At 66.8% G+C, this 21,838-nt stretch carries 22 protein-coding genes; 12 read left to right on the forward strand and 10 right to left on the reverse strand.

Annotated elements, in window-relative coordinates:
* The first annotated feature begins 15 nt into the window (after nt 1-15).
* The 3 genes from ACFU4Z_RS31280 to ACFU4Z_RS31290 all read left to right on the forward strand — a co-directional run bounded on the left by ACFU4Z_RS31280 (nt 16) and on the right by ACFU4Z_RS31290 (nt 3,346).
* On the forward strand, nt 16-1,110 hold the full coding sequence (locus ACFU4Z_RS31280) for a class 1 fructose-bisphosphatase (protein WP_379070253.1): 1,095 nt from the start codon (nt 16-18) through the stop codon (nt 1,108-1,110).
* 16 nt (nt 1,111-1,126) lie between these two features.
* A complete protein-coding gene (locus ACFU4Z_RS31285; protein WP_379070255.1) occupies nt 1,127-2,005 on the forward strand; it encodes a phosphoribulokinase in 879 nt (292 codons plus the stop codon).
* Nucleotides 2,006-2,179: 174 nt separating this feature from the next.
* On the forward strand, nt 2,180-3,346 hold the full coding sequence (locus tag ACFU4Z_RS31290; RefSeq protein WP_379070258.1) for a thiolase family protein: 1,167 nt from the start codon (nt 2,180-2,182) through the stop codon (nt 3,344-3,346).
* Nucleotides 3,347-3,415: 69 nt separating this feature from the next.
* On the opposite strand, the gene dinB is transcribed toward ACFU4Z_RS31290, so the two are convergent.
* Nucleotides 3,416-4,672: a DNA polymerase IV gene (gene dinB, locus ACFU4Z_RS31295; RefSeq protein WP_379070261.1), complete on the reverse strand. Its 1,257-nt coding sequence runs from the start codon at nt 4,670-4,672 to the stop codon at nt 3,416-3,418.
* A gap of 141 nt (nt 4,673-4,813) precedes the next feature.
* Here dinB and ACFU4Z_RS31300 point away from each other — a divergent pair, with 141 nt between their 5' ends.
* The 3 genes from ACFU4Z_RS31300 to ACFU4Z_RS31310 all read left to right on the forward strand — a co-directional run bounded on the left by ACFU4Z_RS31300 (nt 4,814) and on the right by ACFU4Z_RS31310 (nt 7,476).
* Nucleotides 4,814-6,064 carry an epoxide hydrolase family protein gene (locus ACFU4Z_RS31300; RefSeq protein ID WP_379070264.1) on the forward strand — a complete coding sequence of 417 codons (1,251 nt, stop codon included), beginning with the start codon at nt 4,814-4,816 and terminating at the stop codon, nt 6,062-6,064.
* 87 nt (nt 6,065-6,151) lie between these two features.
* Nucleotides 6,152-6,532: a BlaI/MecI/CopY family transcriptional regulator gene (locus ACFU4Z_RS31305; RefSeq protein ID WP_379070266.1), complete on the forward strand. Its 381-nt coding sequence runs from the start codon at nt 6,152-6,154 to the stop codon at nt 6,530-6,532.
* On the forward strand, nt 6,529-7,476 hold the full coding sequence (locus ACFU4Z_RS31310; RefSeq protein ID WP_379070269.1) for a M56 family metallopeptidase: 948 nt from the start codon (nt 6,529-6,531) through the stop codon (nt 7,474-7,476). Before ACFU4Z_RS31305 ends, ACFU4Z_RS31310 begins: the two co-directional genes overlap by 4 nt.
* A gap of 77 nt (nt 7,477-7,553) precedes the next feature.
* On the opposite strand, the gene ACFU4Z_RS31315 is transcribed toward ACFU4Z_RS31310, so the two are convergent.
* A complete protein-coding gene (locus tag ACFU4Z_RS31315) occupies nt 7,554-8,303 on the reverse strand; it encodes a TetR/AcrR family transcriptional regulator (RefSeq protein WP_379070271.1) in 750 nt (249 codons plus the stop codon).
* A 101-nt stretch (nt 8,304-8,404) separates the two neighbouring features.
* On the opposite strand from ACFU4Z_RS31315, the gene ACFU4Z_RS31320 reads away from it, so the two are divergent.
* On the forward strand, nt 8,405-9,367 hold the full coding sequence (locus ACFU4Z_RS31320) for an ATP-binding cassette domain-containing protein (protein WP_379070274.1): 963 nt from the start codon (nt 8,405-8,407) through the stop codon (nt 9,365-9,367).
* Nucleotides 9,367-10,185, forward strand: a complete 819-nt coding sequence (locus ACFU4Z_RS31325; RefSeq protein ID WP_379070276.1) for an ABC transporter permease — start codon at nt 9,367-9,369, stop codon at nt 10,183-10,185. Before ACFU4Z_RS31320 ends, ACFU4Z_RS31325 begins: the two co-directional genes overlap by 1 nt.
* Before the next feature lie 58 nt (nt 10,186-10,243).
* Here the strand turns inward: ACFU4Z_RS31325 and ACFU4Z_RS31330 are convergent, their stop codons facing one another.
* Nucleotides 10,244-11,662 carry an MFS transporter gene (locus tag ACFU4Z_RS31330; RefSeq protein ID WP_379070279.1) on the reverse strand — a complete coding sequence of 473 codons (1,419 nt, stop codon included), beginning with the start codon at nt 11,660-11,662 and terminating at the stop codon, nt 10,244-10,246.
* A 27-nt stretch (nt 11,663-11,689) separates the two neighbouring features.
* Nucleotides 11,690-12,493 (reverse strand): acyl-CoA thioesterase, encoded by an 804-nt coding sequence (locus ACFU4Z_RS31335; RefSeq protein WP_379070282.1) that lies wholly within the window; start codon nt 12,491-12,493, stop codon nt 11,690-11,692.
* A gap of 53 nt (nt 12,494-12,546) precedes the next feature.
* Between ACFU4Z_RS31335 and ACFU4Z_RS31340 the strand changes: the two genes are divergently transcribed.
* The 3 genes from ACFU4Z_RS31340 (at nt 12,547) to ACFU4Z_RS31350 (ending at nt 14,058) form a co-directional block, all read left to right on the forward strand.
* On the forward strand, nt 12,547-13,023 hold the full coding sequence (locus ACFU4Z_RS31340) for a winged helix-turn-helix transcriptional regulator (RefSeq protein ID WP_379070285.1): 477 nt from the start codon (nt 12,547-12,549) through the stop codon (nt 13,021-13,023).
* A gap of 38 nt (nt 13,024-13,061) precedes the next feature.
* Nucleotides 13,062-13,478: an NUDIX domain-containing protein gene (locus ACFU4Z_RS31345; RefSeq protein ID WP_379070287.1), complete on the forward strand. Its 417-nt coding sequence runs from the start codon at nt 13,062-13,064 to the stop codon at nt 13,476-13,478.
* A gap of 82 nt (nt 13,479-13,560) precedes the next feature.
* Nucleotides 13,561-14,058, forward strand: coding sequence for a hypothetical protein (locus tag ACFU4Z_RS31350; RefSeq protein WP_379070289.1), 498 nt, complete (start codon nt 13,561-13,563; stop codon nt 14,056-14,058).
* Between the two features lie 24 nt (nt 14,059-14,082).
* On the opposite strand, the gene ACFU4Z_RS31355 is transcribed toward ACFU4Z_RS31350, so the two are convergent.
* The 4 genes from ACFU4Z_RS31355 to ACFU4Z_RS31370 are packed head-to-tail and all read right to left on the reverse strand — an operon-like array spanning nt 14,083 to nt 17,872.
* The gene (locus tag ACFU4Z_RS31355) at nt 14,083-14,670 is read right to left on the reverse strand and encodes an ATP/GTP-binding protein (protein WP_379070292.1); all 588 of its coding nucleotides are present in this window, start codon (nt 14,668-14,670) and stop codon (nt 14,083-14,085) included.
* Nucleotides 14,651-15,025 carry a DUF742 domain-containing protein gene (locus ACFU4Z_RS31360; RefSeq protein ID WP_378674428.1) on the reverse strand — a complete coding sequence of 125 codons (375 nt, stop codon included), beginning with the start codon at nt 15,023-15,025 and terminating at the stop codon, nt 14,651-14,653. The genes ACFU4Z_RS31355 and ACFU4Z_RS31360 overlap by 20 nt, the downstream gene beginning before the upstream one ends.
* Complete coding sequence (locus ACFU4Z_RS31365) at nt 15,022-15,420, reverse strand: roadblock/LC7 domain-containing protein (protein ID WP_378674425.1); 399 nt, start codon at nt 15,418-15,420, stop codon at nt 15,022-15,024. The genes ACFU4Z_RS31360 and ACFU4Z_RS31365 overlap by 4 nt, the downstream gene beginning before the upstream one ends.
* Complete coding sequence (locus tag ACFU4Z_RS31370; RefSeq protein ID WP_379070295.1) at nt 15,395-17,872, reverse strand: nitrate- and nitrite sensing domain-containing protein; 2,478 nt, start codon at nt 17,870-17,872, stop codon at nt 15,395-15,397. Before ACFU4Z_RS31370 ends, ACFU4Z_RS31365 begins: the two co-directional genes overlap by 26 nt.
* A 315-nt stretch (nt 17,873-18,187) precedes the next feature.
* Here ACFU4Z_RS31370 and ACFU4Z_RS31375 point away from each other — a divergent pair, with 315 nt between their 5' ends.
* Nucleotides 18,188-19,741 carry a succinic semialdehyde dehydrogenase gene (locus tag ACFU4Z_RS31375; RefSeq protein WP_379070298.1) on the forward strand — a complete coding sequence of 518 codons (1,554 nt, stop codon included), beginning with the start codon at nt 18,188-18,190 and terminating at the stop codon, nt 19,739-19,741.
* Nucleotides 19,742-19,852: 111 nt separating this feature from the next.
* Here the strand turns inward: ACFU4Z_RS31375 and ACFU4Z_RS31380 are convergent, their stop codons facing one another.
* Together ACFU4Z_RS31380 and ACFU4Z_RS31385 are read right to left on the reverse strand one after the other, a co-directional pair.
* Entirely contained in the window at nt 19,853-20,257 is a 405-nt protein-coding gene (locus tag ACFU4Z_RS31380; RefSeq protein WP_379070301.1) for a DUF779 domain-containing protein, read from the reverse strand.
* Nucleotides 20,257-21,774: an aldehyde dehydrogenase family protein gene (locus ACFU4Z_RS31385; protein WP_379070304.1), complete on the reverse strand. Its 1,518-nt coding sequence runs from the start codon at nt 21,772-21,774 to the stop codon at nt 20,257-20,259. The genes ACFU4Z_RS31380 and ACFU4Z_RS31385 overlap by 1 nt, the downstream gene beginning before the upstream one ends.
* Nucleotides 21,775-21,838: the final 64 nt, after the last annotated feature.

Below are 21,838 nucleotides of genomic sequence, written 5' to 3' on the forward strand. Positions count from 1 at the left end.
CGAGATCGAGTCACCATGCCAGAAGGACTGAAGACCCTCACCCGTTACACCATCGAGGAGGAGCACCGGCACCCCGGCTCGTCCGGTGAGTTCTCCGCTCTGGTGAATGTTGTTGCGACAGCGACGAAGATCATCGCCAACCAGGTGATGCGGGGAGCCATTGTCGGCTCGCTCGGCGCGGCGGCGCCGGACAATCTGCCGCCGACGGTGCACCGCAAACTGGATGCGATCGCCAACGACATCATGGTTTCGGAGACCCAGTGGACGGGGCATCTGTCGGCATTGCTGTCGGAGCAGATGACGCAGATTCATCCGGTGCCGGACATCCACCGGCGCGGTAAGTATCTGCTGGCCTTCGACCCGTTGGACGGCTCCTCCAATATCGACGTGAATCTGCCCGTCGGAACGATATTCAGTGTGCTGCGGGCGCCGGATCGGGCGCGGGCTTCCGAGGGCGGCGCGGCGCCGATCGCGGATGACTTCCTGCAGCCGGGCGTGCGGCAGGTCTGCGCCGGGTTCACCCTCTACGGCCCGGCGACGATGCTGGTGATCACCACCGGCAGCGGGGTCGACGGGTTCACTCTCGACCGGGAGATCGGCGCGTTCGTGCTGACCCATCCGCGGATGCGAATCCCCGAGGACACATCGGGTTTCGCGATCAATGCCGCGAACGAGCGCTTCTGGGAGCGGCCGGTGCGCAGATATGTGCACGAATGCCTCGATGGAGTAGACGGGCCGCGTGGCCGTGATTTCAATATGCGCTGGGTGGCGTCGCTGGTCGCCGACACTTTCCACATTCTCACTCGCGGTGGCGTCTACCTGTACCCGCACGACGCCAGGCCGCCACTGCGGCCGGGGCGGGTGTCATTGCTGTATGGAGCCAATCCGATCGCCTTCATTGTCGAGCAGGCGGGTGGCTGGGCCACCACGGGTGGCGAGCGCGTGCTCGAGGTGCCGCCGGAGCACGTGCACCACCAGGTGCCGTTGATCTTCGGATCGCGCAACGAGGTGGAGCGGATCGAGCGCTATCACAGTGAGCCCGACGAAGGGCCGAGCTTCGACAGCTCGTTATTCGGCTCCCGGTCGCTGTTCCGGCCTGCCCCCCATTGAGAATCGAGGAGATGCCATGTCGGTGAAGCATCCCGTCGTCGCGATCACCGGATCATCCGGTGCGGGAACGACCAGCGTCACACGGACTTTCCAGGAGATCTTCCGCCGCGAGGGTGTCAACGCGGTGGTCGTGGAGGGCGACTCCTTCCATCGCTACGACCGCAACGAGATGAAGCTCGCCATGGTGGAGGCCGAACAGAGCGGCAACCTCACCTTCTCCCATTTCGGCGAGGAGGCGAATCTGCTGAAGGAGTTGGAGACGCTCTTCCGTGACTACGGCGAGACCGGGGTCGGCTCGGTCCGCAAGTACCTGCACGACGACGCAGAAGCGAAACCCTACGGCCGGCCCGCGGGCACCTTCACACCGTGGCAGGACCTGTCTCCCGGCAGCGACCTGCTGTTCTACGAAGGTCTGCACGGCGCCGCCGTCACCGACTCCGTGAACGTCGCGCGGCACGCGGATCTGCTGGTCGGCGTGGTGCCGATCGTGAACCTCGAGTGGACGCAGAAAGTCATCCGCGACAAGACCGAACGCGGCTACTCGAGCGAAGCTGTCATCGATACGATCCTGCGCCGCATGCCCGATTACGTGAAGTACATCTGCCCCCAGTTCTCCCACACCTACGTCAACTTTCAGCGAGTGCCGACCGTCGACACCTCCAACCCCTTCATCGCCCGCACCATCCCCACCGCCGACGAAAGCTTCGTGGTAATCCGCTTCGCCGACCCCAAAGTGATCGACTTCCCCTACCTTCTCTCGATGCTGCACGACTCGTTCATGTCCCGCCCCAATTGCATCGTCGTCCCCGGCGGCAAAATGGAACTGGCCATGCAGTTGATCTTCACTCCCCTCATCCTGCGTCTGATGGACAAGCGCCCCAAACGAAGTCGCTGACCCCTTCCAGTCCGTCGCCGAACGGGACATGACAGTGGCGCTTGTCGCGGTAGCCGTGTCCCGTTCGGCCGGGACGGTGGACCTGGGTGTGCGCAGTGCTGCGGGATTGGCGTAAGGTGGCGATAAGTTAATGATGATTCACGTGATGGTTGCTGGTTTGGACAGGGAGTAGTTATGACTTCTGCCGTCGTTGTCGACGTGGTGCGCACACCCTCGGGCAAGGGGAAAGTGGGTGGTGGGCTGTCCGAAGTTCACCCCGCCACGCTGTTGGCCGAGGTGTTGCGGACGCTGGTGGAGCGCAACGACCTGGATCCGGCGCTTGTCGATGATGTGATCGGTGGTTGTGTCACGCAGAGCGGTGAGCAGGCGTTCAATATTTCGCGGACGGCGGTGTTGGCTGCCGGGTTTCCCGAGACCGTGCCCGCCACGACGGTGGATCGGCAGTGCGGGTCCAGTCAGCAGGCGGCGCACTTCGCGGCGCAGGGTGTGATCGCGGGGGCCTATGACATCGCGATCGCGTGCGGCGTGGAGTCGATGAGCCGGGTGCCGATGTTCTCCAACGCACAGGGCAAGGACGCGAACCGCGGTCCGCTGGCGCACCGGTTCCCGGAAGGTCTTATCGGACAAGGCATTGCGGCGGAGATCATCGCCCAGCGGTGGAAGCTCGACAGGGAGACCCTTGACGCGTTCGCCGCGCGTTCGCATCGGCTCGCGGCTCGGACCGCCGCGGCAGGCGGTTTCGACAATGAGCTCGTCGCGGCGGGGACATTGACCGCGGACGAGACGATTCGCGCTGACACCACAGTCGAGGGGCTCGCCGGTTTGCGTCCCGCGTTCGCCGCCGGCGAGTTCCAGACGCGGTTTCCGGAGATCGAATGGTCGATCACGCCCGGCAATTCCTCGCCGCTCACCGACGGCGCTTCGGCCGCACTGATCATGAGCGAGGAGCAGGCCGACGCCCTCGGCCTGCGCCCGCGCGCTCGCTTCCATTCGTTCGCTGTCACCGGCGACGACCCGCTGCTCATGCTCACCGCCGTCATTCCGGCCACCCGCAAGGTGCTCACCAAGGCCGGCCTTACCATCGACGACATCGACGTCTACGAAGTGAACGAGGCCTTCGCCCCCGTGCCACTGGTCTGGCAGCACGACTTGCACGCCGACCCCGCCAAACTCAACCCCCGTGGCGGCGCGATCGCCCTCGGTCACCCCCTCGGCGCCTCCGGCACGCGCATCCTCGCCACCATGCTCAATCACCTCGAACAAACCGGCGGTCGCTACGCGCTGCAAACCATGTGCGAGGCAGGCGGTCTCGCCAACGCCACCATTATCGAACGGTTGTAGTGCGGCTGCGCGGCAGATCGGATCGCCGACTGTTGCGACGTAGTCCGGGGCCGCGGATCGGCGCGGAGATCAGTCGGGGAGCAGGGGGACCGAGATGCCCTCGCCGCGGCCGATGAGGGCGGCGCGGGTGACGGCGCTGGAGCCGAAGCGCTGCCGGAGATCGTCGAGGGTGGAGTCGAGGGTGTTGCTGGCGCGTGGTTCCAGCGGGAGGGTCAGTTGGACCGCGTCGGCGTCCTCGAGATTGGTGAGAGCCAGGCCGACGAGGGTGAGTCCGCGTTCCTGGATCATCGGCATGGCGGTGGCGAGCAGGGTGCGGGCGGTGCGCAGGATGGTTTCGGTGTGATCGGTCGCTTCGGTGAGGGTGTGGGAGCGGGTGGCTCGGGTGAAATCGTCGAAGCGCATGCGTAGCACCACGGTTCGGCACACGCGGTCGGCGGCGCGCAGGCGGCGGCCGAGGCGGTCGGTGAGGCCGTGCAGGTAAGCCTCGATTTCGTCGGGCGGGCGCGGGCGGCGGCCGAGAGCGCGTTGGGCGCCGATCGAGCGGCGGCGGCGTCCGGTCTCGACGCGGCGTGGGTCGCGGGCCCATGAGAGGGCGAACAGGTGCCGTGCCGCGCCAGGGCCGAGGATCGAGCGCAGTATGGGTTCACCGAGCTCGGCGAGGTGGCCGACGCGGGTGATGCCATGGCCGTGCAGCGTGCGTGCCGTGACTTCGCCTACGCCCCACAGTCTTTCGACGGGCAGCGGGTGCAGGAAACCGAGTTCGCCATCCGGGGGGACGAGGCGTAGGCCGTCGGGTTTGGATACCGCGCTTGCCACTTTCGCGAGGAATTTGGTGCGGGCGATGCCGACGGAGATCGGCAGGCCGACCTGGTCTCGGACGTCGGCGCGGAGCCGGTGTGCGATGTCGACGGGCTCGCCCGCGATCCGGCGCAGACCGCCGACATCCAGAAACGCTTCGTCGATCGAGATGCCTTCGACAATGGGGGTGGTGTTGCGGAAGACTTCGAACACCGCTTTGCTCGCCTCGGCGTAGGCGGACATGCGTGGTTGCACCACGATGGCGTTCGGGCACAGTCGCAGGGCCGCGGCGCCGTTCATCGGGGTGCGTACACCGAAGGCCTTCGCCTCGTAACTGGCGGCGAGCACGACGCCGCCGCCGACGATGACCGGACGTCCCCGCAATCGCGGGTCGTCGCGCTGTTCGACCGACGCGTAGAAGGAATCGAGGTCGGCATGCAGGATCGACGCTTCCGCGCGTGCTTCGATCCGGGGTCTACCGGATCGTGCTGCGGGGGCGGAGTCGGACACGAGACCATGTTCGCACATACGTTCGAAAAATTGAAGCATTCGGGCCGCTGCCACCACCGACGATGCGGCCGGGGTGGGGTACTACGATGACGGTGTGTTTGTCGAATCGGCGTGTCGAACTAGGCGAATTTCTGGCGAATCGACTGTGGGAGAAGGCAATTGAGCAATGAACCCGCTGTGGTGCACGGCGCGGACGCGTTCCCGCTGCCGCAGGCGCCGATCCACGTGCCCGATGACGTGCTCGCCGATCTTCGGCAGCGCCTGGCTCTGACGCGGTGGCCGGTCGACGCGGACAATGGTGACTGGTCCTACGGGATTGATCGTCGCTACCTGCGGGAACTCGTCGATTACTGGCGCGATGGCTACGACTGGCGCAAGGCCGAAGCCGCGATCAACGCCTACCAGCACTACCGGGTCGAGGTCGACGGTGTGCCGGTGCATTTCCTGCGCAAGGCGGGTGTCGGCCCGAACCCGACGCCATTGATCCTCACCCACGGCTGGCCGTGGACGTTCTGGCACTGGTCCAAGGTCATCGACCAGCTGGCCGACCCCGGTGCGCACGGCGGTGATCCGGCCGAGGCGTTCGACGTGATCGTTCCGTCGTTCCCCGGCTTCGGCTTTTCGACGCCGCTGCCGAACAACCCGGACATGAACTTCTGGAAGGTCGCCGACCTCTGGCACACCCTCATGACCGAGACTCTCGGCCACGGCAAGTACGCGGCGGCGGGCTGTGACGTCGGCGCGCTGGTCACCGGCCAGCTCGGGCACAAATACGCGGACGAGCTGTACGCGATCCACATCGGGTCCGGTCAGAAGCTGAGTCTGTTCGAGGGTGACCGGGCCTGGGACGTCAGCGGCGGCAGGCCCATCCCCGACGGGCTGCCCGCCGAGGTCCATGACCGGATCATCGAGATGGAGCGGCGCTTCGCGGTCCACCTCGCAGCCCATGTGCTGGAACCGAGCACGCTGGCGGTCGGGCTGTCCGACTCGCCCGCCGGGATGCTCGCCTGGATACTGCAACGCTGGGTGAAATGGAGTGACAACGGCGGCGACATCGAGACGGTTTTCACCAAGGACGAGCTGCTCACCCACGCCATGATCTTCTGGGTCACCAACTCGATCGGCACCTCGATTCGTACCTACGCCAACAACAATCGCTACCCATGGATGCCATCACACGACCGGCAGCCTGTGATCGAAGCGCCGACCGGCATCACCTTCGTCGGCTACGAGAACCCGCCTGGTGTCGGCACGGATCGGCGCGTGCAGAGCTTCCTCGACAGCGACCGCGCCGAGTGGTACAACCACGTCAACCTCACCGTCCACGACCACGGTGGTCACTTCATCCCGTGGGAAATCCCCGATCTGTGGGTCGACGATCTGCGCAGGACCTTCCGCGGCCGCCGCTGACAATCTACGGCCTACCTACGTAGGAATTCGGCGAAGCCGGTATCCTGGTGCGTCAATCGGACGAGTAACTACGAGGGAGTCGGCACGGTGCGTGGATTCGGGGACCTGGAGGCGGTGATCATGGACCGCATCTGGGATCGGGACGCGGAGACCACAACGGTCCGCGAAATCTTCGACGAACTGGCGGCCGAACGCGGCATCGCCTACACCACGGTCATGTCGACCATGGACAACCTGCACCGCAAAGGCTGGCTGGCGCGCGAACGCGCGGGCAAGGCCTACCGCTACTGGCCGACCCTGACCCGCGAGGAGCACAGCGCGCGGCTGATGCTGGAGGCGCTCGGTTCCGGCGGCCGTTCGGATCTGGTGCTCAGCCATTTCGTCGACCGGATCAGCGCCGACGAATCGGCGGGCCTGCGCGCTGCGCTGCGCAGGCTGACCTCCCACAAGCCGCCCGAAGCGCCGTGAACGTAGCCCTTTGTCTCCTGGTGTACGGCGGCGTTGTCGCGCTGTTCGGGCCGTCGGTGCTGCAACGGCTGACCCATAGCGGCGCCGCGCCGAGGCTGGGCGTCGCCGCCTGGCTGGTGGCGGTCGTCGGTGCGCTCGGATCGTGGCTACTGGCGGCCGGGATGTTGCTCGTCGAATTCGCCACGTACTGGCACGCGGATGTGGCGGTGCGCGTGTGTGTCGACGCATTGTCGACACCGGTGAACGAGGCGGCCAGCCCGACGCTGCGCGCGGTGTCGTTCGCGGTCGCGGCAGTGGTGATCACCGGCGCCGGGGTGGTGTTGTGGCGGTCTGTCCTGATTCTGCTGCGCATGCGTCGACGCACATTGGAACACGCGCGGGCGGTATTGCTCGTCGGACGTTCGCGGCCCGATCTCGGCGCGGTCGTGCTGGATTCGCCACAACCGCAGGCCTATTGCGTCGCAGGGCGGCCGGACGCGATCGTCGTCACCACTGCCGCATTGGACGCGCTCGCTCCCGATCAGCTGACCGCGGTGCTCGCGCACGAGCGCGCGCACCTGCGTGGCAGGCATGCCGCACTGACGGCGTTCGTGCGTGGGTTGGCGACGATCTTGCCGCGCGTGCGGCTGCTGACGGTCGGTGCCGAGGAGATCGACCGGCTGCTCGAAATGTGCGCCGATGACGAGGCCGCACGCAGGCATGGCGCCGAACCTTTGCTCGGTGGATTGATCGCGCTGGTCGGTGCCGGGACGGCGACCCCGGCGCATGTCATGAACGCTGCGGGCACCGCGGTGGTGGCCAGGGCCGAGCGGCTGGTGTCACCGGCCAGCGCGGTGCGCAGGGCGACCAACCGCACCGCATTGCTCGGTGTGATCACCGCGACCATGATGGGAATGCTCGAGGTGGCCGCCGGATTGTTGATCTGCAGCTGGATTTTCGGCTGAGCAGCTCGCCGCCGCGGTCGACCACTTGGCCGCCGCTCTCGGGCGGCATCTCGCGTCCGTGCGGGTTCGAGTAGCGGCTATTCGGCGGCGCGGGCGGCGACCAGGACTTCGAGGCCGTCCAGGATGCGGCCAAGGCCGAATTCGAAGTGGTCGAAGCCAGGATCGAACGCATCGCTGGACAGTGCCGCCATCGTCGGATAGCGGCCGCTGGCCATGGCGCGTTCCAGAACCGGGACCTGGGTCTGCCAGAACTCCGCGTTGGTCAGGCCCGATTTGCGTTCTGCCTCTTGCAGATACAGCTGGGTGCGGGCGGCGCCCGCGACGTAGTCGCTGACCAGGATGACCGCGGAGACGAGCTCGGGGTCGGTCAGGCCCATGGGTTTGATGCGCGATACCACCAGCTCCATGCCTTCCACGGCACTGGGGCCCATCACCGGTCGGGACTGATTGACCTGAAGCAGCCAGGGGTGGCGGCGAAAGAGGGCGAGGGATTCGTGGGCCAAGGCCTCCAGCGCACCGCGCCAGCCCTCGCCGTGGTACGCGTCGGCGGCGGGCCGCTGCACCCGATCCAGCATGACGTCGAGTAGCTCGGCTTTGCCCGGGAGATAGCGATACAGCGACATGGTTCCGGTGCCGAGCTCGGTGGCGACGCGGCGCATGGTGAGTGCTTCCAAGCCCTCGGCGTCGGCCACCACGATCGCCGCTTCGACGATGCGGTCCAGTGTGAGTGCCGGTTTGGGTCCGCGACTCGGCCGGGCGCCGGTGTCCCAGAGCAGGTCGAGAGTGCGGGCGATGTCGCCGCTGCCGCTGGCCTCCGTGCTCGTCATGGGAGCCAGCTTAACCGCTTGGCGAAAAACTGGGTACGTTGTACCCTAATTGGGGTACGTTGTACCCAGTTCTGATTCGACGGGTGATGCGGAGGGCGAGAGTGAGCGACGAATTCGCGGTCCGGGCCGAGGGGCTCGACAAGAGATATGGGGACAAGCGGGCGTTGGACGGTTTCGATCTGACCGTCCGGCGCGGGACGGTGCACGGACTGCTCGGCCCGAACGGCGCCGGCAAGACCACGGCCGTGCGGATCTTGTCGACGCTGGTCCGGCTCGACGGCGGCCGGGCCGAGGTGGCGGGGCTCGATGTGGCACGCGAACCCCGGCTCGTGCGCTCGCGCATCGGGCTCACCGGGCAGTACGCCGCGGTGGACGAGGTGCTCACCGGGCGTCAGAACCTCGAAATGTTCGGCAGGCTCTTTCATCTCGGCGGGCGCCCGGCCCAGCAGCGCGCGACCGAGTTGCTCGAGCGCTTCGGTCTCACCGATGCCGCCGACAAGGGTGTCGGCAAATATAGCGGCGGTATGCGGCGCAGGCTCGACCTCGCGGCATCGATGATCCTGTCGCCGGAGGTGCTCTTCCTCGACGAGCCGACCACCGGTCTCGACCCGCGCAGCCGGGGTGAGGTGTGGGAATCGGTGCGGGCGTTGGTCGCCGACGGCACCACCGTCCTGCTCACCACCCAATATCTGGAGGAGGCGGACAAACTCGCCTCCCGCATCACGGTGATCGATCACGGCAGGGCCATCGCCGACGACACCCCGGACGGACTGAAGAACACCGTGGGAGCCGATCTCATCGAGGTCGTCGCCGCCGAGGTCGCCGATCTGCCTGCGGTCGCCAAGGTGGTCGCCAGGGTCTGTGCGGGGGAGCCCGAGACCGACGATCTCGAACGCAGGGTCCACGCGCCCGTCGCCGACCGCGTCGCCGCGCTCACCGAGGTGGCACGCGCTCTGCAGGACGAGGGAATCGGCGTCGAGGACATCGGATTGCGCAGGCCGAGCCTCGACGACGTCTTTCTGCAGTTGACCGGACACCGCAGTGTTGCCGAGGAGGCCGCCTGATGACCACCGTGACCGTGACGCCGACCCGCTCGCGGGCATTCTGGGCCGTCGCCGATTGCTGGAATGTGGTGCGGCGCGGGCTGACCCACTATCAGCGCCAGCCGGTGAACATCGCCTGGCAGCTCGGGTTCCCGATTCTGTCGGTGCTGCTGTACGGATATGTGTTCGGCAGTGCGATGAGCGTGCCGGGCGGCGGCGACTACCGGAGCTTCCTGATGCCGGGCATGTTCGCGATGACGATGGCGTTCGGGTTCATCAATACCGCGACGGTGGTCGTGTACGACGCGACCAACGGCGTGATCGACCGATTCCGTTCCATGCCGATGGCGTCCTCGGCGGTGGTGTCCGGGCGCGGCGTCACCGACCTGATCGTGGCCTGTGCGGAGCTGACGATCCTCATGCTCACCGCGCTGGCCATCGGCTGGCGGCCCGATGGTGGAATCGCCAACGGCCTTGCGGCTTTCGGGCTGCTGCTGTTGCTGCGGTTCGCCCTGATCTGGGTCGGTGTCTGGCTCGGACTACTGGTGCCGAATCCGGAGGCGGCGGGTGGGCTGTTCGCGGTGGCCTTCCCGTTGACCATGATCTCGAGCATCTTCGTCGCACCGCAGCTGATGCCGAGCTGGCTCGGCGGTATCGCCGCGTGGAATCCGATCTCGTCCACGGTCGCCGCAACCCGTGAGCTGTTCGGAACTCCGGTGGGCAGCGGTGATTCGTGGATCGAACAGCACGCACTGCTCATGGCGATGGTGTGGCCGGTGATCCTCACGGCGATCTTCCTGCCGCTGGCAGTGCGGCGATTCCAGCGCCTGAGTCGCTGACACGGGCACGGTGCCCGGCCATTCCGAGGGATGCCGGGCACCGCGCCTGCTTGTCGAGTCAGACGGCGGCACGCTCGCTCGTCGGATTCGGTGGTGCGACAGCGGGTCGCGGCATTCTGGCCGCCAACCCGATAAGCCCCGCGACCAGCGCGACGGCTGCCGTGACGTACCAGCTGCGGTGGAAGGCGTCGAGGGTTTGCTGCGGTCCGGTGGGGGAGCCGAGGGTTGCCACGACGACGGCGACACCGACGGCGAGGCCGATCTGCCTGGACATGCTCAGCACGGCCGATCCGGTGGCGAATCGCTGGGGAGGCAGGCCTGCGCTACCCGCGGCGAACGCGGTGGGCAGTGTGAGCCCGACGCCGAGCCCGCTGACGACCATGCCGCCCAGTAGACCACCCACGTAGTCGGGTTCGAGGGTGATGGCGGTGGCCCACCACACCATGCCCGCGGCGAAGGCGACGCCACCGGCGGCGATGGCCGGCCCAGCGCCGATCCGGCTGATGAGTCGACCGGCCAGGATCGCCACGACCGGCACCACCAAGGGGCCCGGCGCGATCGCCAATCCGGTGCGCAGGGCCGACCACTCCCAGACATTCTGCGCCCAGAGCACCACCGACAGCAGCATGCCGGCGAATGCGATCTGGAAGAACAGTGAATTACCCGCCATCAGTGCGAAGTTGGGCGCGCGCAGCAGTGCTGGGTCGACAACGGGACTGTGATGGCGGGCCGAGGAGATCGCGAATGCGACGGCGAGCACCGCCGCGACGGCGAAGGATGTGAGCACGCCCGCCGAAGTCCAGCCCCAGTCCTCCCCTTTCACCAGGGCGAGGATGAACGCGCCGATGGCGCCGATCAGCATGATCGCGCCGAACACATCGGGCAGTGGCCCGCCGTCGCCGCGCGGGCGGGGCAGCAGCCGCACGCCCAAGGCCAACGCGGCAAGTCCGATCGGCACGTTCACGAGAAACACCCAGCGCCAGTCGATTTCGACTAGCAGCCCGCCGATCACCGGGCCGAGTGCGGCGCCGAGGCCGCCGAAGGCCACCCACAGCCGCACGGCCATCGGACGGCGCTCGGCCGGAGTCGCGGCCAGCACAAGGCCGAGCGAGGACGGGGTCAGCATGGCGCCGCCCACCGCCTGCAGCACCCGAAAGGCCACCAGCGACTCGATATTCCATGCGGCCGAACACAGCCCCGAACCGAGCACGAACACGGCGAGACCGATCAGGAAGGTCGTCCGGTTGCTGCCGCGATCGCCGAGCCGCCCCGCGGGCACCAGTAGCGCCGCGAACACGATCGCGTAGGCATTCAGCACCCACGACAGCCCGGACAGCTCGGCGTCGCCGAAATCCTTGCCCATATCCGGCAAGGCGACATTGACGATGAACAGATCCAGACTCGACAGCAGCACGCCGACCGACACGATGGCGAGGACGACTCGCGAATCGACGGCGGGCCGATCTGTGGTTGACACAACGGTATTCACGTTCGCTTCTCCGATTCAGCCGAGCACTCGACGGGTTTGGCGGGCCGTCGCCAGCAGCAGGCCGCCGCGGTCCCAGATCTCGATGTCGTCGACCGACCAGCCGCCGGCGGTGCTGGCATTGGTCGCGCGGACCAGCACCTCCTGCGATACCGGCCGGGTGAAATCGGTGTGCAGGTGCATCGAGAACGTGACAGTGGGCACCGCGACCGGTGCGGTCAGAGTAGGGAAGAGGCCGGGCGGCAGCGCATCGGCCAGCACGGCCAATACCGCGGCGTCGGTCGGCAGCTGGGGGATCAGTGCGATCCACGCGCACATCCACGCCTCGTCCGACCCGCTCAACGGCAGCGGGCCCGCGGCGGGACGAATCTCGAAATGAGCGCCGACGGGCACGATTTCTGGTGGCAGGCGGAATTTCCAGCAGTCGGCGGGCGGCGGGACCTGCGGGGCGGGCGCCGCGGGCCGCTCGGGCAGCTGTGTCGCCGCGCTCCGCCCGAAAGTGACCGCGGCCGAGGCAACGAGCACACCTTCCTGATCGGCGACCACATCGACGACGGTGGTACTGCGGCCCACTGGATGCTCGGTCGCCCGGAACGTGAACGTCCCCTCGGCCGGTCGGCCGAGAAAGCGCACGTCGACCGCCCGCACCGGCAGGTCGCTTGCTACCGCGCGACGCGCGACCTCGATCAGCAGTCCACCGACAACGCCACCGTGCGGCCCGGTCCAGCCGCGCCAGCTGTCGTCGACGTGTGCCCGCCAGACGCGGTAGTCGAGTTCGGCCAGCGCGAACTCGTCGCCGAGCCGTTGAGTGAGTTGCATCATGCAACGAACCATAGGCGAGTGAGTTCTTTGAAGCAACCGACTATGCTGTGACGATGCGGAGGACGAGCTTCGAGGACATGAACTGCTCGATTGCCCAGTGCCTGGAGGTGGTCGGCGAGTGGTGGACCCTGCTGATCGTGCGCGACGCACTGATGGGAGTGACTCGCTTCGACGACTTCCGCGAACGTCTCGGCATCGCGCGCAATGTGCTCACCCAGCGTCTGGAACACCTTGTCGCACACGACATCATGACGAAAGTGCCGTACCAGGAGAACCCGGTCCGCCACGACTACCGGCTCACCCGCAAGGGGCGGTCGCTCTGGCTCGTGCTCACCGCGATGCGTCAGTGGGGTGACGAGTGGGCGGCTCCGGACGGCCCGCCGGTGCAGTCCTTGCACAAGACCTGCGGTCACGTCACGGTGCTCGAGCCGGTGTGCTCGGCGTGCGGGGAACGGGTGCACGGCCGTGACCTGCGGCCGGTCGACGGTCCTGGAGTCCGCGACGTTTCGATGATCCCTGCCGTCCGCTGACATTCATCGGCCGAGCCGCACTGGATTAAGCTGCGGCGGTGGCGGACGGGCGAGTGGGGCAGCTGATCGATACGGTCGCGTGGGTGCGCATCGAAGACGGGCGCATCCTGTGTGCACGCCCGCGCGGGAAGGACATCTTCTACATTCCCGGCGGAAAACGCGAGGGTGAGGAGACAGATCTGCAGACGCTGCTGCGGGAGATCGAGGAAGAGCTGACCGTCGCGCTGCTGCCGGAGACGGTCGCTCACGTCGGCACCTACGAGGCGGCGGTGCACGGCCCCGACAGTGGTGTGGTGGTGCGGATGAGCTGCTACACGGCCGACTACCGCGGCACGCTCGCGGCGAGCAGCGAGATCGAAGAGGTCGCCTGGTTCAACTACGCCGATCGCGCTCTGGTGCCACCGGTGGACCAGCTGCTGTTCGACGATCTCGTCGACGCCGGGCGATTGGCTTGAGCCAACCGGATCAATTGCGGTTCCGGGCGTCGTCCGCCGATGCGCTGTCGCGGCGACCGTATACCGCGATACGGTCGCCTACATGAGATCGGTGTGCTCGTTGTTGCGCTGGGCCGGTTACGCATTGGTGGCGGGTCCGCTCGCGTGTCGCCCGGTGGCTGTCAGATTGCGGGTGCCGCGCCGCTTGTTCGGTGCGACGTTCCCGATGGGAGCTCGGTCGCGTCTGCGCGCCGCGGTGCACACGGCGCTCGCGATCTCGGTCTGTGTGCTGACGTGGTTTCTGGCGTTCCTCGCCATGGTCGCCGCGGTGCGCGGCATCGCCTATCCGCTGATCGCGAACAACGACCTCGAACATTCCTGGGGCGGACCGACACTGGCCGGTGCGTGGGCGGTGCACGCGCTCCTCGGAGTCGGGTTGTTGCCCGCGTGGCTGGCATTGCTGGCCGGGCTCGGCGTGATGCAGGTGCGATTGAGCCACCAATTGCTCGGGCGCAGCGGGCCGCGGTGGCCGATCCCGGTGTCCCTCGTGCTCGGCGCCGCAGGCGTCCTGCTCTTCATTTCCTGGCTGTACCAGATATGAAGCCGAGGGGCCACCTGGCGGTGATCAGGTGGCGACCGTGGGCCTGCTCGCGCGCTCGATCAGGTGCTGCACAAGATTCACCAGCACTTCCTTGGAGGATTCGCGGCTGCGGGCGTCGCACAGCAGCACCGGAATATGGACGTCGAGGTCGAGGGCGTCGCGCACTTCGTCGACGGTGTAGACGGGCGCACCGTCGAAGCAGTTCACCGCGACCGTGAATGCGAGGCCCCGGCGTTCGAAGAAGTCAACGGCGGCAAAGGAATTGCCGAGACGGCGGGTATCGGCGAGCACGACGGCGCCGAGCGCGCCGCGGGCCAGCTCGTCCCACAGGAACCAGAACCGGTCCTGCCCCGGCGTTCCGAACAGATACAGCACCAGATCACGGTCGATGGTGATGCGTCCGAAGTCCAGCGCCACCGTGGTAGTGGTCTTCTGCTCGACGCCGGACAGGTCGTCGACCCCGGTGCTGACCTCGGTGATCAGCTCCTCGGTGCGCAGCGGCGTGATTTCGCTGATCGCCGAGACCATGGTGGTCTTGCCGACGCCGAATCCACCGGCGATGAGAATCTTGACCGAGGCGGCCAAATGCGGGTCAGAGTTTTCGGATGCCATCGAGTACCGCTCGCAATATGTTGAGATCGCCCGGGCCGGCCTCCGGCTGTACCGGAGCCCGGAAGATCAGATGTCCCTCGCCGATCAGATCGCCGACGAGGATCTTGGTCACCGCCAAGGGAAGTTTCACATGGGCCGCCACCTCGGCGACCGACTGCGGGACGCGGCAGAGCCGAACGATGTCGGTGTACTCGGGCTCGGTCCGCCGCAGGGTGGGCGCGCGATCAGCGGTGACGACCACCGTGAGCATGTCCAGATCATGACCGGCACCGATGGTGCGGCCACGGGTCACCGCGTAAGGCCGGACCAGCGGACCGGCGGCCTCGTCGAACCACGGCTCACCCTTGCGTGTCATGGCAGTCGCGCGGGGGTGGACAGATAGGTGCCGACACGTTGGACGGTGACATTCATTTCGTAGGCCACCATGCCGAGATTCGCGGTCTCGGCCGCTTGCAGTGCGAGGCAGGCGTTATCGCCGGCGGAGGTCACGAACAGCACGGCGCGATCGAGTTCGATCACCGCCTGCCGGACCCCGCCGCCGTCGAAACGGCTGCCCGCGCTGCGCGCCAATCCGTAGAGGGTCGAGGACATCGCGGCGAAGTGTTCGGCGTCCTCGCGGGTCATGGCAGTGGATCTGCCGAGCAGCAGGCCATCGGTGGACAGCACCACCGCGTGACGTACGCCCGCCAGCCGGTCGACCAGATCGTCGAGCAGCCAGTTCAGATCACCGGTGTTGGAAGAAGTCACCATTGCCTTCCTGTTCGTCCGCGGGCACGGCGGCCGCGGTAGCGGGGAACTCCTCGGGCACGGCCCTCGGCAGCTCGTCGGGCACAGCCCGGCGGCCCTGCCTGGTGCCGTTCTCGATGGCGGACATGAGATCTCGGGCCTGTTCGGCGCTGCGTGCGCGCTCGGTGCCCGGGTCGGCGACCGGCTCGACCGGAGCGGGTTGCGCCAATTGTGGCGCGATGCTGGCCTGCCGGTGCCTGCGCGGCAGGGCGGGCCTGCCGTCGGGGTCCGCGTGCGGTGTCGGCGCGCTCGGCCGCGGCCCGTTCACGGGAGTCGGCCGCGGCGGTTCCACCACCGGCGGCGCTTCCGGTGGCGCGGTCAGCACCGCGGATTCGGGTTCGGCGAACTCGTGTGCCGCGGATTCGACATACGACACCGGGTGGCGGCGCCTGCGTCCGGCGTCGGTCGTCTCCGATGCCGATGCGGGCAGGGAGTTTTCGCCGGCGATCAACGCGGACGGGATGAGCACGATGGCCCGGATCCCGCCGTAGTCGGACTCCGCGAGCCGGACCGAGACACCGTGCCGGACGGCGAGCTGGGCGACGACGAACAGACCGAGGCGGGAATCGGCGGACAGCGCCGCGACTCCGAAATCCGGTGGGTTGCGCAGCATGTCGTTCATCTTGGCCATGTCGGCATCCGACATTCCCATGCCCTGATCGCTGATCTCGGCGACGATGCCCTTGCCGACCACATTGCCGGTCACCTCGACCCGCGACTGCGGCGGCGAGAAGGCGGTCGCGTTGTCGACCAGCTCGGCGAGCAGGTGGATGAGGTCGGCCACGACGTTGCCCATGACGTGGGTCTCGGGCAGTCGGGCGACGCGGACCCGCGTGTAGTCGAGAGTTTCGCTGACGGCGCTGCGCACCACGTCGATCAGGGGTACCGGGTTGCGCCACTGCCTGCCGGGCTGTCCGCCGCCGAGGATGGTGAGGTTCTCGGCGTTGCGGCGCTCGCGGGTGGCCAGATGGTCGAGCCGGAAGAGAGTGTCGAGCAAGGCCGGATCCTCCTGCTTGGATTCGGCCTCGTCGAGAATCTCCAGCTGCCGATGGACCACGATCTGGCTGCGGTGGGCGATATTGAGGAAGACGGCCTTCACGCCCTCCCGGGTGCGGGCCTCGTTCACGGCGGCGGCGATGGCCGCGGAGTGCGCGTGCTCGAATGCCTTGGCCACCTGGCCGATTTCGTCGTGTCCGTAGTCGAGGGTCGGCGATTCGGTGGCCGGATCGATGATTTCGCCCTCGCTCAGCCGCCGCATCGTCTCGGGCAGGCGCTCGTCGGCGAGCGCGAGGGTTTCGCTACGCAGCCGCTTGAGCCTGCGGATGATGCGGTTGGCCAGCAGCAGCGCGATCACGAAGGCCAGCACGCTGACCGCCATGACCCCGCCGCCTGCCCACGCGGAGGTCGCCGCGGACTCGGCGGCCTTGTCTTCGGCCAGTTTCTGTGACTGCTTGTTCTGCGCGATCCAGACGTCGATCAGCCCGCGATTCACCTCGGCCGCGGCGTTGTGCCATTCGGATGGGCTCGACGGCAGTGCCGGAGTGGTCGATGGCTTGCCGGCAGAACTCGAGGAGCTGGAGGAATTCGAAGAGTTAGACGTGCCGGCGGAGCTGGAGGAGCTCGCGGTGCTGGTCGTATTGTGTTGGGCGAGGGCATTTTCCACCGCAGTCAGCTGTTGCCATGCGGCGCTGTTCGTCAGTGCCTGCAAACGCTCGCGTTGGGACGGGTCGAGTTCGGCCGTCAGGTTCGCGACTTCGGTGTGATAGAAGCCGATCTGCCGAAGGTATTCCTCTATCGGAATGGGAGTGGGGCCGTTCGCATTGGCGATCATGTCTGCCAGTGCGTTACTGCGCGACATCGCTTCCACGGCAAGGAAAATGCGCATCCCGTCGGCGATGCCCACGCCGATCTCGGCGTCGGGCGCGGTCTGCTCGGCGATCTCGGTGCCGAAGGTGATGACGTCGAGCAGGCGGTTGTAGAACATGTACGCATCGGGCACCGGTAGCTGGCCCGCGTCGGTGGCGGTACGCACCTGGGTTATCTGGGTGCCGAGGGTCATGAAGTTCGCGGCGTCGTCGCCGATCTTCGAATCGTCGACCTCGCGCAGGCCGGTGGAGGCCGCGATCAGTCCCCGCAGTGCGCTGTCGAGCCGTATTCGGGCCGCTCCGAGCGTCGGCGTGACGGAATCGTCGCCGGTCAGCGCGGCAATTGTCAGGTGACGTTCCTGCTGGACGGCCTCTAGCAGCTCTCTGGTCGGCGGGATCGCGTGCTGATTCTGCGAAGCCCAATCCTGGGCCTTGTTTCCCTGGGCTACCAGGTATCCCGCTGCACCCACGCCGACCACGAGCAGAGTCAGGCTCGGGATGAGCGCGATCGCCAGTATCCGTGTTCGGACACCGAGCCTCGCTCTGAACATCGGCACAACGTAATCGAGATGCCGACCCGTACGGCGATCGGGTCCCGGTGAGCGAGACTCGATTTGACATCGGAGCTCAACTCTGAAGCGCCGACGTCGAGGTGATGAATTCCAGTGGACGCCTTGGCTTCTGCGGTGCTCATCGGCTATTCGGAGCCTGCGGCAGTTCGGACCGGTCCGGATGTAGGTGCGGAGCCTGTGCGTTCCGCCGAATCGGCGACATCGGCGGCCGAACCGGGTCGGGTGTGTGCCGCGCGGGCGTGCGGCGGCGTAGATTGTGTGTAATCTGCGGTTACTCACAAGTAGGAGGCAACGATGCCCGCGCCGGAAGCCGAAGTTTTCGCTCGTCTGAGCGCACTGGCGGCGATCGATAGCCCCGAGGCCCGCTCGACCAAGACGATCGTCGAGACCTTCACTGGTAAGCCGCTCGGCACGGTGCCGGTGGGCACCGCTGACGACGTGACCGCCGCATTCGATCGGGCACGGGCGGCGCAGGCACGGTGGGCCGCGCGATCGGCCAAGGAACGCGCCGCCGTGCTGGAGCGTTATCGGGAGCTGGTAATCGAGCACCGCGAGTTCCTCATGGACGTGGTGCAGGCCGAGACCGGTAAGGCGCGGTGGGCCGCTCAAGAAGAGATCCTGGGCCTGATGTTCGCCGCGCGGTACTTCGCGAAGGCGGCGCCGGGGCTACTCGAACCACGCTCGGTGCCCGGCGCTTTCCCCGTGCTCAATCGGGCATCGGTGCACACCCAGCCCAAGGGCGTTGTCGGTGTCATCGCACCCTGGAACTATCCGATGCTGCTGTCCATCGGCGACTCGATCCCCGCGCTGCTCGCCGGCAACGCCGTTGTCGTGAAGCCCGACAGCCAAACGCCGTTCTCGTCCTTGGCCAGCGCGGAATTGCTGTACCAAGCCGGGCTGCCGCGCGATCTGCTCGCGGTGGTGACCGGTCCAGGCACCGTTGTCGGCACCGCGATCGTCGATGCCTGCGACTATCTGATGTTCACCGGCTCCTCGGCGACCGGCCGTTCGCTCGCCGAGCAGTGCGGGCGCAGGCTGATCGGTTTCTCTGCCGAACTGGGCGGCAAGAACCCGATGATCGTCACCAAGGGCGCGAAGCTGGACAAAGCCGCCAAGGCGGCGGTGCGGGCCTGCTTCTCCAACGCCGGACAGTTGTGCATCTCGATCGAGCGACTGTACGTCGAGCGTTCGGTCGCCACGGAGTTCACCGAGAAGTTCATCGCTGCGGTGCACGCCGCGAAACTCGGTGCCGCCTACAACTATTCGGCCGATATCGGCAGCCTGATCTCCGAAGCGCAGCTGGAGACCGTGACCAAGCACGTCGCCGACGCCACGTCCAAAGGGGCGAAGGTGCTCGCGGGCGGCAAAGCACGTCCGGATCTCGGCCCGCTGTTCTTCGAACCGACGGTGCTCGCCGAGGTGACCGACGAGATGGAGTGCGGCCGCGACGAAACTTTCGGTCCGCTGGTCTCGATCTACCCGGTCGACACCGTCGACGAAGCCGTCCAACTGGCCAACGACACCGAGTACGGCCTCAACGCCAGCGTGTGGGCGGCGAGCAAGAGCGACGGCGAGCAGATCGCCCGGCAACTGCATGCGGGCACCGTGTGCGTCGACGAGGGATACGCGCCTGCCTGGGGCACCACCTCGGCGCCGATGGGTGGCATGGGCATCTCGGGAGTCGGTCGCAGGCACGGCCCGGACGGACTGCTGAAGTTCACCGAGCCGCAGACCGTGGTCGTCACCCGGTTCATGAACTTGGATGCGCCCCCGGTGATCTCACAGGACAAGTGGCAGCGACTGCTGATGACGCTCGCGCGCAGCTTCCGGTTCCTGCCGGGCCGGTAGCGAGGTCGTAGGGAACCGCACCTCGTCGCCCCGGTGCGAACCGGGACGACGAGGCCGTGCGGTGCCGGCCAAGGGCTGCGGATCCCCGGACCGTCACCCGTCCCTGTGGTGTCAGGTCATGCGGTCAGCTCCGGTGTGCGGTGGCGGCCCGGCAGCCAGTGCAGCGGATTCTTCATCGGTGAGCAGCCGGGATCGGACGATGAAGCGCACGCCGTCCGGCGCTTCGAGGGAGAACCCACTGCCGCGGCCGCTGACCACATCCACGGTGAGATGGGTGTGCTTCCACAGCTCGTATTGGTCACCGCTGATCCAGAATTCGGTGTGCCACGGCAGTCGGCCGAGCAGGACGTCGGCGCCGCCGATGCGGAATTCGCGGGCCGGGAAGCACATCGGTGAGCTGCCGTCGCAGCAACCGCCCGACTGATGGAACAGCACTGGGCCGTTCTGTTCGATCAACCGCCGCAACACGGTTCGTGCCCGATCGGTGATGGCGACGCGATGGACCCGGCCATGCATCAGAATAGCCCGAGCTTGGTCGGCGTATAACTGACCAGCAGATTCTTGGTGTGCTGGTAATGATCGAGCATCATTTTGTGGTTCTCGCGCCCGATTCCGGACTTTTTGTAGCCGCCGAACGCGGCGTGCGCTGGGTATGCGTGGAAGCAGTTGGTCCATACTCGTCCTGCCTTGATCGCTCGACCCATCCGGTATGCGGTGTTGACGTCCCTTGTCCAAACACCGGCGCCGAGTCCATAGAGGGTGTCGTTGGCGATGCGCACTGCTTCCTCGACGGTGTCGAACCGGGTCACCGAGACCACCGGTCCGAAGATCTCCTCCTGGAAGATCCGCATGGTGTTGTTGCCCTCGAAGATCGTCGGCTGGATGTAGTACCCGCCGGGTAGTCCGTCGACCTTGCGTGCTTCCCCTCCGGCGAGCACGCGGGCGCCTTCCTGCCTGCCGATGTCGATGTAGGACAGGATCTTTTCGTATTGGTCGTTGCTGGCCTGGGCTCCGATCATGGTGGTGTCGTCGAGTGGGTTGCCGCCCTTGATGGCTTTGGTGCGTTCGATGCAGCGGGCCAGGAATTCTTCGTAGATCGAGGAGTGGATCAGCGCTCGGGACGGGCAGGTGCAGACTTCGCCCTGGTTGAGCGCGAACATCACGAAGCCTTCGACAGCCTTGTCGAGGAATTCGTCGTCGGCGGCCATCACATCGGGCAGAAAGATGTTGGGGCTCTTGCCACCCAGCTCCAGGCTGACCGGAATGATGTTCTCGCTGGCGTACTGCATGATCAGCCTGCCGGTGGTGGTCTCGCCGGTGAAGGCGACCTTCGCCACCCGCGGGCTGGCGGCGAGCGGCTTGCCCGCCTCGACGCCGAAACCGTTGACCACGTTGAGCACACCGGGCGGCAGCAGATCGGCGATGAGCTCCACCACCAACAGCAGCGACGCCGGTGTCTGCTCGGCCGGTTTGAGCACCACACAGTTGCCGGCGGCCAAAGCGGGCGCCAGCTTCCATGCCGCCATCAGGATCGGAAAATTCCACGGAATGATCTGCCCGACCACGCCGAGCGGCTCGTGGAAGTGGTAGGCGACGGTGTCGGCGTCGATCTCGGCGATGCTGCCCTCTTGTGCGCGAATGGCACCCGCGAAGTAGCGGAAGTGGTCGACCGCCAAAGGCAGGTCAGCGGCGAGGGTTTCGCGGACCGGCTTGCCGTTGTCCCAGGATTCGGCGACCGCGAGCGGTTCGATGCTGTTCTCGATCCGGTCGGCGATCCGGTTGAGAATATTGGCGCGCTCGGTGACGGAGGTGGCGGCCCAGCCTTCGGCAGCGTGGTGTGCGGCTTCCAGGGCCATATCGATATCGGCGGCGGTCGACCGGGCCACCGCGCAGAAGATCTCGCCGTCGACAGGGGAGGGATTGTCGAAATACCGTCCCTCGATGGGAGCCGCCCAGTCGCCTCCGATGAAGTTGTCGTAGCGGGCGGCGTAACTGACAATGCCGGTTCCGGACCCGGGTTTGGCGTAGATCATGGCAGTGCTCCTCGCGGAATCTTCCTCTGAGGGGCCACTATGACCCGTGAAGGTTGGTGCGAGG

The sequence above is a fragment of the Nocardia sp. NPDC057440 genome (assembly GCF_042802915.1).
In the GTDB taxonomy this organism is placed as follows: domain Bacteria; phylum Actinomycetota; class Actinomycetes; order Mycobacteriales; family Mycobacteriaceae; genus Nocardia.